This is a genomic window from Stenotrophomonas beteli (genome assembly GCF_001431665.1).
Lineage (GTDB): Bacteria > Pseudomonadota > Gammaproteobacteria > Xanthomonadales > Xanthomonadaceae > Stenotrophomonas > Stenotrophomonas beteli.
Genome location: NZ_LLXV01000055.1, coordinates 144,956 through 159,370, shown reverse-complemented (window position 1 = coordinate 159,370; position 14,415 = coordinate 144,956). Strand labels below are relative to the sequence as shown.

Here is a 14,415-nt window from a genome sequence, read left to right as displayed (position 1 = left end):
CCGGTAGCCACCGGAGGCGGAAGGGATGAGGTCGCTTGTGCCGCAAACGACTTAATCCCCTCCGTCCCCTTTTTTTCAGCCGATCACGCGCTTGAACGGGGGCAGCGCGTCGATGATGCGCTTGCCGTAGCGGCGGGTCAGCAGCCGCGAATCGAGGATGACCACGCGCCCGGTGTCGGTGGAGGTGCGGATCAGGCGGCCGGCGAACTGGGTCAGCGTGCGCAGCGCGTGCGGAATCGCGATCAGGTTGAAGGCGTTGAGCCCGCGCCCTTCGAACCATTCGCTGAGGGTGGCGGTCTGCGGGTCGGTCGGCACGGCAAACGGCACCTGGGTGATCACCACCGTGGTGCAGGCCTCGCCGGGCAGGTCGAGGCCTTCGCCGAACGAATTCAGGCCGAACAGCACCGAGCCCTCGCCGGCCGCCACGCGGCGCAGGTGCTCGTCGATCAGCCGGGTCTTGGACATCTCACCCTGTACCAGCACCTGCTTGCGGCGCGCGGCCGACATCAGGCCGGCCACCTTCTCCATCTTCCAGCGCGAGGTGAACAGCACCATCGAGCCCTTGGCCCAGTCCAGCTCCGTGTCGAGGTAGCGCGCCACCTCGCGGGAATGGCCTTCGCGGTCGTCCGGGGTGACCGGGAACTTCGGCACGACCAGCTCGGCCTGGTTGGGCAGGTCGAACGGCGAGGACAGCGAGACCATCTCGGCCTCTTCGGGAATGCCGTTGTCGATGGCCAGCGACTGGAAATCGCCACCGCCGGTCAGCGTCGCCGAGGTCATCACCACCGAATCCACTTCATCCCACAGCAGCTTGCGCAGCACGTGCGCGGCCGATACCGGCGAGCCGTGCAGCACCAGGTCGCCGTCGCGGGTGGCAGTGACCCAGCGCGCCATCGGCGGCGCGCCGTCCTTGTCCTCGCGGCGCCAGGCCTGCCACAGGTTGTACTGCTGCTCGATCATTTCCAGCGCCATGCCGAGGTTGCGCTGCAGGCGCTCGCGCGCGGCATCGTCCGGCTTGCCCTTGGCCACCTGTGCGGTGGCCGCATGCGCCCAGTTGTAGAGGCTGCGGGTGTCGTCGGCCAAGGCTTCGATCGGCTCGCGCCAGGCCTCGGGCAGGCGCCCATTGGCGGCGCGCCACATCGGTTCCTCGTCGGCCGGCGCCGGCATCCACACCCGCTCGATGTGGTCACGGAACGCACGCAGCTGCTTGGCCACGTTGCTGGCAATGTCGATTGCTTCGTTCGGCAGCAGGTTGCCGAGGCGGTCCTTGTCGACCGCGCGGTACGCACCGGCGATCAGGATCTGCAGGCGGCCGGTGCGCTTGGCCATCTCGTCCAGGGCCAGGCTGGCCGCGCCCTGGTCGATGGCCACGTTGCCGATGTGATGGCCTTCGTCCAGCACCAGCAGCATGTCCGACGGCGCCGCAATCAGCGGTTGGCCGTTGTCACTGTCGCCGATCGACAGCGCCGACAGCAGCAGCGCATGGTTGGTGACCACGATCTGCGCATCGCGCACGGTATTGCGCGAACGCAGTACCGCGCACTGTGCCGAGTACGCACAACGGCGCCCTGCGCAACCCGAGGCCGGCGTGGTGATGCGGCTGCGCAGGCCGGGGCTGATCGTCTCCGGTGCGTTGTCGATATCGCCGTCCCAGCTGCCGCCGGTAAAGGCGTCGGTCAGGCGCTTGGCGATGTCCATCTCGATCGGCGCGAGCGGCCGGTCGAACAGCGGCGCGTCATCCTCGAACATGCCGCCCTGCGAGCCCTCGCCCTGCGCCTCGGCAGCATTGCGCGTGCACAGGTAGCGGGTACGGCCCTTGGCCAGCGCCACGGTCGCTTCCAGGCCGGTGGCCTTGAGGAAGTTGGGGATATCGCGCTCGACCAGCTGCGACTGCAGCGCCACGGTGCCGGTGCTGATCACCAGCTTTTTCTTGGTGGCCAGCGCAATCGGTACGCCCGCGGTGAGGTAACCCAGGCTCTTGCCAACGCCGGTGGGCGCCTCGACCACGCCGACGCCACCGCTCTTCGATAGCGCGCGCGACACCACGCCGATCATCTGGCTCTGCGAGCGGCGGGTGGAGAAGCCGGGGGTGTTGGCCTGCAGCGTCGTGTACGCCTTGCGGATCGCGTCCTTCAAGGTGTCATCGAGCGTGCGCGGGGCAGCGACAGTTTCGGTCACGCCGGGAACTACCGTGGCTGGATCAGGCCGGTCATTGTCGCATGGCCGGCCGTGTTCACCGTTGCCGGCACCCTGAACGAGCCAGCGACGACGCCCACCGGCGCGCACGGTCCGAAGCCCGCGCCGCGCAAGGGCGAAATACGCCGGGCATGGCCCGGCGCCAGCACTCAGGCGGCCGCGGCGGGACGGGCGCGCAGCAGGCGCACCAGCGCCCACACCAGCAGCACCACGCCCAGCGCCTCGATCAACGCCAGCGCGAAGTGCAGCACGCCCAGGATGGCGCTCAGGCTCGACACGGCGCTGAAATCACCGCTGCGCACCATCCACATCGGCAGGATGCCCGCCGCCATGCCGCCCAGGCTGGCCAGCAGCAACAGCAGCAGGCCGACCAGCGCGCCGGTGCGGGTGGCATCGCGTGGTGCACCGACCACCCAGACCAGGCCGACGCACAGCGCGATCAGCACCGGAAGGCGCACGCCCACCATGCTCAGCACCGTGATCAGCAGGGTTGCGTTGTCCATCGCTCAGTCCTCGCCGGCCAGCACGGCCGAGCCCTGGCGCAGCGACTGGTAGACCGGGTCGGTCTGCGGGCGCACCCCATGCCACTGCAGGAAGCTCTCGGCCGCCTGCTCGACCAGCATGCCCAGGCCATCGACCGTATTGCGGCACTCCGCGGCGCGCGCCCAGGCCAGGAAGGCGATGGCGGCTTCGCCGTAATTGAGGTCGACCGCGGTGGTCATCGAGTTGACCAGCGACAGCGGCAGCTTGAACTCGACGTCACGGTCGCGGCCGGCCGAGGTGGCATTGACGATCAGTTCGAAGTCGCCCAGCTCGCGAAGGTCTTCCCAGTAGCGGCTGATCGCGCGGCCCGGCTCGCCCATCGCGTCGATCAGTTCATCGGCGCGCTCCGGCGTGCGGTTGACCACCACCAGTTCGGTGATGCCGGCATCGAGCAGCGCCGGGGCGACGCTGCGCGCCGAACCACCGGCGCCGATCAGCAGCACGCGACGGCCACGCAGGTCCAGGCTGTGGCGGTCGGTCAGGTCGCGCACCAGGCCGATGCCATCGGTGGTGTCGCCGTGCCAGCGGTCGCCCTTGCGCAGCAGCGTATTGACCGAGCCGGCGCGGCGTGCCCGGGCGGTCAGCGTGGTGCACACCGAGAACGCGGCCTCCTTGTGCGGCAGGGTGACGTTGGCGCCGACACCGCCCTCGGTGGCGAAGGCTTCCAGGCCGGCCAGGAACGCCTCCGGGGCCAGGTCGATCGCGCGGTAGTCGATGGCGATGCCTTCCTGGCGACCGAACGTCGCATGGATCTGCGGCGACTTCGAGTGGGCAACGGGGTGTCCGAAGACGGCGTAACGGTCGGTCATGGAATCCTCAAGCTGGCTAGACTGATGCTCTTTCGTGCACGGACCTGGATGATGCGCATCACCCCGCCCCTGCTGGTGCTCGCCGCCAGTCTACTCTCTGCCCCCGTGGCGATGGCGTTGAACGAGTACGGCATCGAAGGCATGGGCGTGGTCTCCACCCGCGCCGACGAGGGCCGCGCCACGATCAGCGCCGATGGCCAGCGCATCGTTTTCGCCCGCCGCGGCGAGGCTGGCTGGGGCCTGTGGCAGGCGCGCGTGGCCGACGGCCGCTGGCAACAGGCGCAGCCCCTGCCGGTGGGCGTGGCCGGCGAGGTGGTCGATCCGTACTTCAGCCGCGATGGGCGCTGGCTGCTGTTCGCGGCCGGGCGCGAAGGCCGGCTGGCGCTGTACCGGGCCGCGCTGGCGCGCGATGGCCAGGTGGGCAGCGCGCAGGCGTTGGTGGGCGATGCCGGGCGCCAGGCAGAGCGCGGGCCGGCCCTGAGCGCCGATGGCCAGCGGCTGCTGTTTGCCCGCCAGCAGGGACGTGGCACCGGCTGGGACCTGTTCGTAGCGACGCTGGACGCGCAGGGCGCACGTGGCCCGGCCCGCGCACTGACCGCGTTGAACAGTGCGGACGACGAGACCGACGGTGACTGGCTGGGCAACGACGGCGCGGTGGTGTTCAGCCGTGGCAGCAGCGCGACCGCGCAGGTGTGGAGCAGCGGCTGCGCCTGGAGCGGCGCGGCGCTGCAGCCACTGGGCCTGTCGTTCAACCGCCCCGGGGGCTGGACCGGCGCGCCGGTGATCGACAACGCCAAGCCAGCCGAGATGATGGTGGCCAGCAGTGCAGCGAAGGCGCCGCGTGCCGGTGGCGTGGATGTGTACCGGTTGGCAGTGCCGAAGCTGGCGGCCGTGGCCGGGTGCGTGCGGTAGATCCACGCCATGCGTGGATGGCGCCCGCGAAGGGGTCAGAGCCCTTTCCTGCGGAAAGGGATCCGACCCCGGGCATTGCCCGTCAGCGCGCCAACACCTTCGCACGCTGCTGCTCGTACTCGACCTCGCTCAACTGGCCGTTGTCCTTGCGCTGGTTCAGCGCGGCCAGCTCGGCCTGCACGCTGTCCGGCAGGGCCTGCTCACGGGCGACGTGGCGGGCAGCGGAGAGCTGCTCCGGCGGGCGCTTGCCGGCCCGCCAGGCGGCGATGAAGACACCGACGATGATGGCGCCGAACACCAGCGTGCCGGTGCCCCAGATCAGCCATTGCATCCATCCCAGTTCGGGTCCCATCGCGCACTCCTCCGTCTATCGTGGCGCTATTGTCAGCGCTCGCGCAGCCATCGCGCCACCTGCGGCGCGAAATAGGTCAACACGCCGTCGGCACCGGCCCGCTTGAAGCCCAGCAGCGACTCCAGCACGCAGGCGCGCTCGTCCAGCCAGCCATTGGCGAAGGCGGCCTTCATCATCGCGTACTCGCCACTGACCTGATAGGCGAAGGTCGGCACGCCGAATTTTTCCTTCACCCGGCGCACCAGGTCCAGGTAAGGCATGCCCGGCTTGACCATCACCATGTCGGCGCCCTCTTCCAGGTCCAGCGCGATCTCGCGCAGGGCCTCGTCGCCGTTGGCCGGGTCCATCTGGTAGGTCTTCTTGTCGGCCTTGCCGAGGCTGGCGGCGCTGCCCACCGCATCACGGAACGGGCCGTAGAACGCCGAGGCGTACTTGGCCGAGTACGCCATGATACGAACGTTGATGTGGCTGTCGGCATCCAGCGCACGGCGGATCGCGCCGATGCGGCCGTCCATCATGTCCGACGGCGAGACGATGTCGACACCGGCCTCGGCATGCGACACCGACTGCTTGACCAGTGCGTCGACGGTGATGTCGTTCAGCACATAGCCCTTGTCGTCGATGATGCCGTCCTGGCCGTGGGTGGTGTACGGATCCAGCGCCACGTCGGTCATCACCCCCAGCTCCGGGAAGCGCGACTTCAGCGCACGGATCGCGCGCTGCGCCAGGCCGTCTTCGGACCACGCCGCCGATGCGTCCAGCGACTTCAGCGACGGGTCGATCACCGGGAACAGGTCGATCACCGGAATGCCCAGCTCCAGCGCCTCTTCGGCCACCTTCAGCAGTTCCTCGATCGACAGCCGCTCCACGCCCGGCATCGATGGCACTGCGGTGCGGCCCGCCCGTTCGTGCACGAACACCGGGTAGATCAGGTCATCGGTGGTCAGCGTGTTCTCGCGCATCAGGCGACGCGAGAACTCGTCGTGGCGCATGCGGCGCGGGCGGTAAAGCGGATGGGACATGGCAGGCTCCGAGGAGTGGCTATTGCAACAGGTAGCCCTGCGGCAGCAGGGGTTCGGGCAAGGGGCGTTCGCCGAGCGCGTCGAGCTGGTCGATTTCGATGGTGCGCACCAGCGCGTCCAGCGGCAGGTCGTTCGGCTCCAGGCCGAACGGGTCTTCCATTTCCTCGCCCAGCTGGTCCAGGCCGAAGAAGGCGTAGGCCAGCACCGCCGACAACACCGGCGTGCCCCAGCCCAGCGAGCTGGCCAGGCCGAACGGCAGCAGCACGCAGAACATCCACGCGCAGCGGTGCAGCAGCAGGGTGTAGGCAAACGGCAACGGGGTGGTCAGGATGCGCTCGCAGCCGGCCTGGATCGATGACATCGCATGCAGGCGCTGTTCCAGCTGGGTATAGAGGATCGGGTCCAGTTCGCCGCTGCGCAGCGACTGGGCCAGTTCGGCGGCAATCATCGCCAGCAGTGCGTCGGGGACGTTCTCGCGCTGGCCCAGCTGCTCGCGCTGCGGCTTGTCCAGCCATGGCACTGCCGCCAGCGCCACCACGCGCCCGCGCAGGCGCGCCGCCAGGGCATGGGCAAAGGCGGTGGTGAGGTAGGCGATGCGGCGGCGGCGGCCCGCGTCGCCAGGCAGCAGCAGGTGCACCTGGCGGGCCAGCGAGCGCGATTCGTAGACCAGTTGGCCCCACAGCTTGCGACCTTCCCACCAGCGGTCGTAGCAGGCGCTGTTGCGGAAGCTGAGGAAGATCGACAGGACCAGGCCAAGCAGGGTGAACGGGGTCACCGAGAAGCGCTCGATGCCGGTCGGCGGCGCCAGCTCCACCACTGCCGCCACGGCGATGGACAGGATCAGGATGGCCAGCACCTTCGGTGCGATCGCCGGAACGATCGAGCCGCGCAGGATGTACAGCAGTTGCCAGCCGTGGGGACGGGGTCGGATGATCATCGGGCAGCCGCGCCGGGCGCGGATTCACAGGCACGCGGGGGGCTCGCGCAGTCATTCATTGTACGCCCCTGCCCGGCCACCGGCTGTGCGCCTGCGACGCCCGGTCGCACCCGCCGGCAGGTTCAGATCACGCCGCCGCCCAGGCCCAGGCGCAGGATGCCGACCACCACCACGATGCCGTTCAGCACCAGCCCGGCCCAGGCCCGGCCGCGCTTGCTGGGGTGGGTGAACAGGATGCCCAGCGCGGCGATCACCGCGCCAACGGCGGCAAACGGGATCAGGAACCAGTTGCCCCAGCCCAGCAGCGGAATCAGCGCCAGGATCATCCACAGCAGCGCCAGCACACCCCACAACAGACTGATCACACCCATGCCGCCCTCCTGCAGTTGGTTCCTGGCCCCACCATAATCGTTCCCGGGGCCGCCGCCTACTGCCGTTGGCAGGGCTGTCACCGGCACCGTGCTAGCGTCTGCGCTGCCTGCCCACGGGCGGGTGTTGGCGCCGATTCAGAGTGGCCCGCCGATGATCGCAACCAGTCCTACAGGGGTCGTGCCATGAATATCCGTTGGGCCGCGGTGGCGGCCATCCTGCTGGTCAGCGCCGGCTGCGCCAGTACGTCCAAGGTGATGCTGGGCCGCGCCCGGGCACCGATCGATCCGGCACTGGTGCAGATCTATTCGACGCCACCGGCCGGCTCGCAGGAGATTGCCCAGCTGGAATCCGCCTCGGCGGTCGGCTTCGGCACCCAGGGCCAGACTGACGCCGCCGTGGCCCGCCTGAAGCGCGAAGCCGCCGCGCTGGGCGCCAACGGCGTGGTGTTGATGGGTGTGGGCAGTAGTGGCTCGCCGGTGGGCATGTCGGTGGGCGCCGGCACCTTCGGCTCGCACGTGGGTGGCGGCGTTGGCATCGGCATTCCGACCACGCAGAAGCGCGCCGCCGGCGTGGCGATCTGGGTGCCGAACCCGGCACCGCCGGCGCGATTGCCGACACAGGTGATTACCCCGCAACCGCAACGCTGACCCGTTCGGGTCAGCGCCGGTAGTGCCGGCCGCTGGCCGGCAACCTCGGGACTCCTTCCTGGGGCCAAGGCAATGCCGGCCAGCGCCGGCACTACCCCTGCAACAACCGACGCATCGCTCTGCTGGGTGCCAACCTTGGTTGGCACGAAACCACAGCGCCGACCAAGGTCGGCATCTACCAACAGCGGCTGCCGGCCAGCGGCCGGCACTACCGGGGCCGTTCAGCGCTTGTACTTCGGCACGAACACCTTGTTCACCGCGTCGGCCAGCTGGTCCGGCGGCAGCAGGCCCTGGTCGAGCAGGAAGTTGTTGAACGCCAGGCGGTCGAATTTCGCGCCCAGTGCCAGCTCGGTCTGCATGCGCAGTTCCAGGATGCGGGTGTAACCGTAGAAGTAGCTGCCCGCCTGACCCGGCATGCGCACCATGTAGCGGTCCAGTTCCTGGGTGGCCATCGCCTTGGACAGGCCGACCTGCTCCATCAGCACGCGTTCGCCGTTGGCGCGATCGGTCAGGCCCAGGTTGAGCATCGGGTCGAGCATGGCGCGTGCGGCACGCAGCAGGCGGAACTGCAGGGCGATCATCTGCCCGTCCAGCGGCTCGTACGGCACCATCTCGGCTTCGGCATACAGCGCCCAGCCTTCCACATTCACCGAATTGAACGCGAACATGGTGCGCGCCAGCGACACGCCCCGCTCGACCATCGCGGTGAACTGCAGCTCGTGGCCGGGGCGACCTTCATGCGCACTCAGGGTCCAGGCGGCCGAACCGAAGTTGAAATCGTCGTACTGCGCGCCCGGGCCCGCCGCCGGGTTGCCCAGCGGCAGCACGAAGGTGCCCTGCTGCCCGGTGTTGTTGACCAGCGGCGCCGGCAGGAAGTGCGGAGCCGGGCTGGCCGCGCTCTCGGCCGCTGAACCCAGGCGCATCTGCATGGCGCGCTTGGGTACATCGACGATGGCGTGCTCGCGGATCAGCGGATCGATCGCATCGATCACCTTGCGGTAGTGGCCTTCCAGCTGGTCGTCGGCGATCTTGTCGGCCTTCAGCGCGCGGATCACCGCCACCGGGTCGCTCGGATCGGCCACCTTCAGGCCCTTGTCCTTCACCACCAGCGGGGCCAGCTGCTGCATCGCCGAACGGGTTTCCATGAACTCCAGCTGCGCGCGCTGCATCAGCAGCTTCGGGTCGATGTCGATGCCGACCTGCTTGAGCTGGTAGGCGTACAGCGGCGCCGGCAGGCGTGCGTCGGCGCGCGCCTTCGGCAGCACGGTCGAGCGCGTCCAGCTGGCGTAGTCCTTCATCTGCCCGGCCAGGGCCTTCATTGCTTCATCGGCACCGGCGATCTGGTACTTCTTCAGCAGCGACTCGATACCGCTGATATAGGTCTCGACGTTATCCAGCGACTGCTGCACTTCGATCTTCGTCGGCTGCAGCAGGCTGCTGTCCTTCAGCCGTTCCTCGTAGCGCTGGCGGGCCAGCGTGGTGAAGGCGGTGGTGCCCGGCTGCAGGCCGGCGTAGGCCTTGAGGCGGTCGATCGCCCTGGCGCGGCGCTCGGCTGGTACCTGGTCGGACAGCAGCAGGTTGAGGCCGCTGAACACGGTCTGCGGTGCGTCGGTCCACGGCAGCAGGTACTTCTCGTTGAGCTCGCTGCCTTCGATGTTCTGGTTGGCGGCGTGGATCATGATCTCCAGGTCCTGGCGGACGTTGGGATCCTTCTCGGTAGCCAGCTTCGCCTTCAGTTCGTCGCGCGCCTTGGCCATCGCCGCGCGGTAGCGCTTGTCGTTGTCGGGGCCGAGATCGGCCACCTTGTCGTCATAGCCAGGCACGCCGAAGAAGCCGGTTTCCTCTGGCTGGAACGGGCCCTGGGCATCGAGCAGGATCTGCGCCAGTGCATTGCTGCGGGCCACCCAGGCCGGGCTGGCCGGCGTGGCGGCCTTGGCGGTGGGTGCGGCCAGCGCCGGCGGGGCGGACAGCAGCGGGGCGGCGGTCAGGGCCAGGGCAACGGCCAGCGCGATCGGCTTCATGGTGCACTCCAGGACAGGGTTGCCCGCACCCTACGCGCTCAGCGCGATGACGACAATCGGCCGGAGGTCACAACGCTGCGGCCAGCGGGCATTCGCCGCGTTCGCGGCAGGCCTGCAGTTCGCATTCCTGCGCGGCCTCATCGTCATCCAGCGCGGTCAGGTCGAAGGTCTGCTTGTTCTCGCCCAGCACATACATCACCGGGTAATCCCACACGTCATCGCGGCGGCTGCCCTGCACGAACAACCGGCCGTGCGCGCGGGAGCCCTCCAGGGCCACGGTCAGGCCGACGTCGCGCTGGCCGTTGATCGCGGTCTGCATGCTGCCCAGCGGCATCGATCCGGTACGCAGTGGCTCACCGAACGCTTCCACCAGCTCGACACTGCAGCCGGCGCGCCGCAGCGCCTCGCGCATCGGCGGGCTCTCGCGGGCCGCCTCGCTCCAGCGCAGAACGCTCCAGGCAACGATGCCGCCGGCCACGCCCAGCACCAGCACGACGGCCAGGGGCATCGCCCAGCGCCAGTGCCGGCTCCACCATCCGGCGGGTCGGGTGCAGTGGCTGGGAATGGGCGGTGGCAGGATCATCGGCGGGCTCCTTCCCGGCTGTGGATCAGGGTTTCAGGCAACGCCCCAGGAAGGCTTCGGCTACACGGTAACGATGCAGGGCATCGGCGCCGGACAGGCCATGCTTGGCACCCGGGTAGGTCATCAGTTCGAACGGCTGGCCGCGCTTCTGCAGTGCGCTCATCAGGCTGGTCGAATTGGTGAACAGCACGTTGTCGTCGGCCATGCCGTGGATCAGCAGCAGCGGCGAGCGCAGGCCGTCGATGTGGGTCAGCACGCGCGCTTCCCGATAACCGGCATCGTTGCGCGCCGGCAGATCCATGTAGCGCTCGGTGTAATGGCTGTCGTACAGGCCCCAATCGGTGACCGGCGCGCCGGCCACGCCACAGGCGTACTGGTTCGAGGCCTTGGCCAGCAGCATCAGGGTCATGTAGCCGCCGTTGGACCAGCCCTGCACGCCGATGCGCGCCGGGTCCACCCACGGCTGCTGCTTCAGCCACGCCACGCCGCGCAGCTGGTCGGTCACTTCCACCGTGCCCTGCTTCGCGTACAGAGCACCACCGAAGTCGCGACCGCGGCGCGGGGTGCCGCGGTTGTCCAGCGAGAACACCACGTAGCCCTGCTGGGCCAGGTACTGGTTGAACAGGTGGTCGCCACGGCCGGGCCAGCTGTCGGTGACGGTCTGGCTGGCCGGTCCGCCATAGACATACACCGCCACCGGGTAGCGCTTGGACGGATCGAAGCCGGCCGGCTTGATCAGGCTGTAGTTCAACGGGGTCTTGCCGTCGGCAGCCATCAACGTGCCGAACTCGACCGGGCGCTGCGCATCGCGGTAGCGCGCATACGGGTGCTTGGGATCGGCCAGGTCGTTCTCGACCAGGGTGGCGATCTTCTCGCCATTGGCGCGGAACAGTTCGATCTGCGGGGGCGTGGTGCTGTTGGACCAGCTGTCGACGTAGACACTGGCATTGCGGGCGAAGCTGGCGCTGTGCATGCCCGGCGCCTTGGACAGGCGCTGCGGCTGGCCGCCCTGCAGCGATACCGCGTAGATCTGGCTTTCGCGCGAGCTCTCGATGCCGGCGCGGAAGTAGGCCTTGCCGGCCTTCTCATCGACCGCCAGCAGCTCGTCCACCGGCCAGTTGCCGTGGGTCAGCGCGGTGGCCTTGCCCTTGCTGTCGAGGCGGTACAGGTGCTGGAAGCCGGTGCGCTCGGACGACCACAGCACGCTGCCGTCATCCAGGAAACGCAGGCTGTTGTGCAGCGGCACCCAGGTCGGGCTGGTCTCGTGGGCGAGCACGCGCTGGCGGTTGGAGTCGAGTGCCACTTCCACCAGGTCCAGCTGCTTCTGGTCACGCGACTGGCGCTGGAAGCTCAGGTGCTGCGGATCGCGCCAATCGACGCGGGCCAGGTAGATGTCCTGTTCCCTGCCCAGGTCGACCCAGCGCGGCTGCGCGTCGGCGGCCGGTGCGATCACGCCCAGCTGCACCCGTACGTTGGCATCGCCAGCGGCCGGGTAACGCTGTTCGATCACATCGGTGCGGTCGGCGTAGACCTCGTAGCGCTTCTGCACGGGCACCGGCGCTTCGTCGATGCGCGCGAAAGCGATGGCCGAATCATCCGGTGCCCACCAGTAGCCGGTGTGGCGATCCATTTCCTCGTCGGCGACGAATTCGGCCACGCCATTGCCGATGGTGCTGCTGCCGTCGCGGGTCAGCTGCAGCTGCCTGCCGCTGGCCAGGTCGATCACCCACAGGTTGCGGCCGCGGATGAAGCTGACGAAGCCGCCCTTGGGCGACAGCTTGGCGTCGGTGGCGAAGCCTTCGCCGTGGGTCAGCTGGCGCACCGCCGCCGCACCCTGCTGCTTGAGGTCGTACAGGTAGAGTTCGCCGCCCAACGGGAACAGCAGGCGCTGCGCGTCCGGCGACCACTGGTAATCGACGATGCCGGTCATCGCGGCGATTCGCTGGCGCTCGCGGCGGGCCTTTTCCTCATCGCTGAGGGTCTCGGTGCCCGGGAGCACGACCTTGGAATCGACCAGCAGCCGGGTCTGGCCGCTGCCGATGTCGTAGCTCCACAGGTCCAGCTGGTTGCGATCGCTGTCCTTGCCGCGCAGGAAGCTGACCTGCGAACCGTCCGGTGCCACCTTCGGCTTCATCAGGGTCGGGCCGGACAGCGGCAGCGGGCCGGTGATGGCTTCCAGGGTGAGCTTTTCGGCGTGGGCGGCGGTCGAGGTGGCGAGCATGAGGGCGAGCGAAGCGAACAGGTGGCGCATGAAGGATCCCGGCAAACGGCAGGTCCGCCCGCGCGGCGGACGCGGAGCGGTCGTCCCCCATCCTAACCAAGCCCGTGCGGGAAGGCAGCATGACCTTCTGCCCATGGCGGCGCACTGGAGGGTCAGAGGCCTTTGCGCTGCAAAGGGATCCGACCCTCTGGGGCCACCTGCCGGGGTCAGCGCTGGCCGAACAGGTGCTTGCGCTCCTCGTCACTGAGCGGCTTGCCGGCGTTGGGGTTCACCTGCTGGCGCAGGGCGTAGGCACGCTGGGTGGCCGGGCGCGCGGCGATGGCCTCGTGCCAGCGCTTGAGGTTCGGGAACGCGGCGAAGTCCACCGGCAGCTTGTCGTAGGCGCCGATCCACGGGTAGCTGGCCATGTCGGCGATGGTGTACTCATCGCCGGCCAGGAACGCATGCTGGGCCAAGCGCTTGTCCATCACCCCGTGCAGGCGGCGCACTTCGTTGTCGTAGCGCTCGATCGCGTAGGGGATCTTTTCCGGTGCGTACACGTTGAAGTGGCCCATCTGGCCACTCATCGGGCCCAGCCCGGCCATCTGCCAGAACAGCCATTCCAGGGTGGTCACGCGGCCACGCGCGTCGCTGGGCAGGAAGCGGCCGGTCTTCTCGGCCAGGTACAGCAGGATCGCGCCGGATTCGAACACGCTCTGCGGTGCGCCGCCATCGGCCGGCGCGTGGTCGACGATCGCCGGCATCTTGTTGTTGGGCGAGATGGCCAGGAATTCCGGCTTGAACTGCTCACCCGAGCCGATGTTGACCGGGTGGATGCGGTACTCCAGGCCGGCTTCCTCCAGCAGCAGGGTCACTTTGTGGCCGTTCGGGGTGGGCCAGTAATACAGGTCGATCATGGCAGCGGCTCGGGGTACGGAAGGGAACCTGAAGTCTAGTGCGTGAGTTGGGTTGGCACCGTCATGACGGGCCAGTAACCTCGCCACTCCCCCGCAACGCAGCATCCCCCGCATGAGTGCAAACCGTCCGCCGATCTCCCCCATGTCGACCCTGATCTTCGCCTCACGCTGGCTGCAGCTGCCGCTGTACCTGGGCTTGATCGTGGCGCAGTGCGTCTATGTGTTCCTGTTCGGCAAGGAACTGTGGCACCTGATCTCGCATTCGGTGACGATGGGCGAACAGCAGATCATGCTGATCGTGCTGGGCCTGATCGATGTGGTGATGATCTCCAACCTGCTGGTAATGGTGATCGTCGGTGGCTACGAGACCTTCGTTTCGCGGCTGCGCCTGGAAGGCCACCCGGACCAGCCCGAATGGCTGAGCCATGTCAACGCCAGCGTGCTGAAAGTGAAGCTGGCGATGGCGATCATCGGCATCTCCTCGATCCATCTGCTCAAGACCTTCATCGCCAGTGGCGCGCTGGGCGGCATCCCGCTGTGCCCGCCGGAGCGGATGGCGTCGGCCGCCGCCAACATCGGCGAGCAGACCTGCTCGACCTTCACCGCCGAAGGTGTGCTGTGGCAGACCATCATCCATTGCGTGTTCATCCTGTCGGCGATCGGCATCGCCTGGACCGACCGGCTGATGTCCAGCAGCCACAGCAAGCCGCACGACCACTGATGTCGTTGCCGGCAGCGGCATGGCGCCGTTGCCCCGTCCCGGCCACTGCCCCTTGTACGCGGCGGTGGCCGGGATGCTAGATTGCATCCTCGCTGTTGCCGGCGGTGGCGTCGGGAAACGTCACCCTGCCGCGCCCGGACCGCAGGTCCCGGCCATGCGTATCAATGATTTACGTCACGTCGT

At 68.5% G+C, this 14,415-nt stretch carries 14 protein-coding genes; 3 read left to right on the top strand and 11 right to left on the bottom strand.

The window, feature by feature from the left end; genetic code table 11:
* Positions 1 to 75 precede the first annotated feature (75 nt).
* The 3 genes from dinG to aroE form a co-directional block, all read right to left on the bottom strand.
* Complete coding sequence (gene dinG, locus ARC23_RS14730; protein WP_057497887.1) at positions 76 to 2,178, bottom strand: ATP-dependent DNA helicase DinG; 2,103 nt, start codon at positions 2,176 to 2,178, stop codon at positions 76 to 78.
* Between the two features lie 167 nt (positions 2,179 to 2,345).
* Entirely contained in the window at positions 2,346 to 2,699 is a 354-nt protein-coding gene (locus ARC23_RS14725) for a hypothetical protein (RefSeq protein WP_057497886.1), read from the bottom strand.
* A 3-nt stretch (positions 2,700 to 2,702) separates the two neighbouring features.
* Positions 2,703 to 3,548 carry a shikimate dehydrogenase gene (gene aroE / locus ARC23_RS14720; protein ID WP_057497885.1) on the bottom strand — a complete coding sequence of 282 codons (846 nt, stop codon included), beginning with the start codon at positions 3,546 to 3,548 and terminating at the stop codon, positions 2,703 to 2,705.
* 48 nt (positions 3,549 to 3,596) lie between these two features.
* On the opposite strand from aroE, the gene ARC23_RS14715 reads away from it, so the two are divergent.
* Complete coding sequence (locus ARC23_RS14715; protein WP_057497977.1) at positions 3,597 to 4,460, top strand: TolB-like translocation protein; 864 nt, start codon at positions 3,597 to 3,599, stop codon at positions 4,458 to 4,460.
* An 82-nt stretch (positions 4,461 to 4,542) separates the two neighbouring features.
* Here ARC23_RS14715 and ARC23_RS14710 read toward each other — a convergent pair whose 3' ends face one another.
* From ARC23_RS14710 to ARC23_RS14695, 4 genes are all read right to left on the bottom strand, one after another.
* Complete coding sequence (locus ARC23_RS14710; RefSeq protein ID WP_057497884.1) at positions 4,543 to 4,812, bottom strand: hypothetical protein; 270 nt, start codon at positions 4,810 to 4,812, stop codon at positions 4,543 to 4,545.
* A 32-nt stretch (positions 4,813 to 4,844) separates the two neighbouring features.
* The gene (gene hemB / locus ARC23_RS14705) at positions 4,845 to 5,834 is read right to left on the bottom strand and encodes a porphobilinogen synthase (RefSeq protein WP_057497883.1); all 990 of its coding nucleotides are present in this window, start codon (positions 5,832 to 5,834) and stop codon (positions 4,845 to 4,847) included.
* A gap of 19 nt (positions 5,835 to 5,853) precedes the next feature.
* The gene (locus tag ARC23_RS14700; RefSeq protein WP_057497882.1) at positions 5,854 to 6,771 is read right to left on the bottom strand and encodes a bestrophin family protein; all 918 of its coding nucleotides are present in this window, start codon (positions 6,769 to 6,771) and stop codon (positions 5,854 to 5,856) included.
* 122 nt (positions 6,772 to 6,893) lie between these two features.
* Complete coding sequence (locus ARC23_RS14695) at positions 6,894 to 7,142, bottom strand: hypothetical protein (RefSeq protein ID WP_006475755.1); 249 nt, start codon at positions 7,140 to 7,142, stop codon at positions 6,894 to 6,896.
* A 183-nt stretch (positions 7,143 to 7,325) separates the two neighbouring features.
* On the opposite strand from ARC23_RS14695, the gene ARC23_RS14690 reads away from it, so the two are divergent.
* The gene (locus ARC23_RS14690) at positions 7,326 to 7,790 is read left to right on the top strand and encodes a hypothetical protein (protein ID WP_057497881.1); all 465 of its coding nucleotides are present in this window, start codon (positions 7,326 to 7,328) and stop codon (positions 7,788 to 7,790) included.
* 221 nt (positions 7,791 to 8,011) lie between these two features.
* Here ARC23_RS14690 and ARC23_RS14685 read toward each other — a convergent pair whose 3' ends face one another.
* The 4 genes from ARC23_RS14685 to ARC23_RS14670 form a co-directional block, all read right to left on the bottom strand.
* A complete protein-coding gene (locus ARC23_RS14685) occupies positions 8,012 to 9,811 on the bottom strand; it encodes a DUF885 domain-containing protein (RefSeq protein WP_057497880.1) in 1,800 nt (599 codons plus the stop codon).
* Between the two features lie 67 nt (positions 9,812 to 9,878).
* Positions 9,879 to 10,394 (bottom strand): cytochrome c oxidase assembly factor Coa1 family protein, encoded by a 516-nt coding sequence (locus ARC23_RS14680; protein WP_057497879.1) that lies wholly within the window; start codon positions 10,392 to 10,394, stop codon positions 9,879 to 9,881.
* 25 nt (positions 10,395 to 10,419) lie between these two features.
* Positions 10,420 to 12,645, bottom strand: a complete 2,226-nt coding sequence (locus tag ARC23_RS14675; RefSeq protein WP_057497878.1) for a S9 family peptidase — start codon at positions 12,643 to 12,645, stop codon at positions 10,420 to 10,422.
* A 176-nt stretch (positions 12,646 to 12,821) separates the two neighbouring features.
* On the bottom strand, positions 12,822 to 13,511 hold the full coding sequence (locus ARC23_RS14670) for a glutathione binding-like protein (RefSeq protein ID WP_057497877.1): 690 nt from the start codon (positions 13,509 to 13,511) through the stop codon (positions 12,822 to 12,824).
* Positions 13,512 to 13,623: 112 nt separating this feature from the next.
* On the opposite strand from ARC23_RS14670, the gene ARC23_RS14665 reads away from it, so the two are divergent.
* A complete protein-coding gene (locus tag ARC23_RS14665; protein ID WP_057497876.1) occupies positions 13,624 to 14,232 on the top strand; it encodes a TIGR00645 family protein in 609 nt (202 codons plus the stop codon).
* Positions 14,233 to 14,415: the final 183 nt, after the last annotated feature.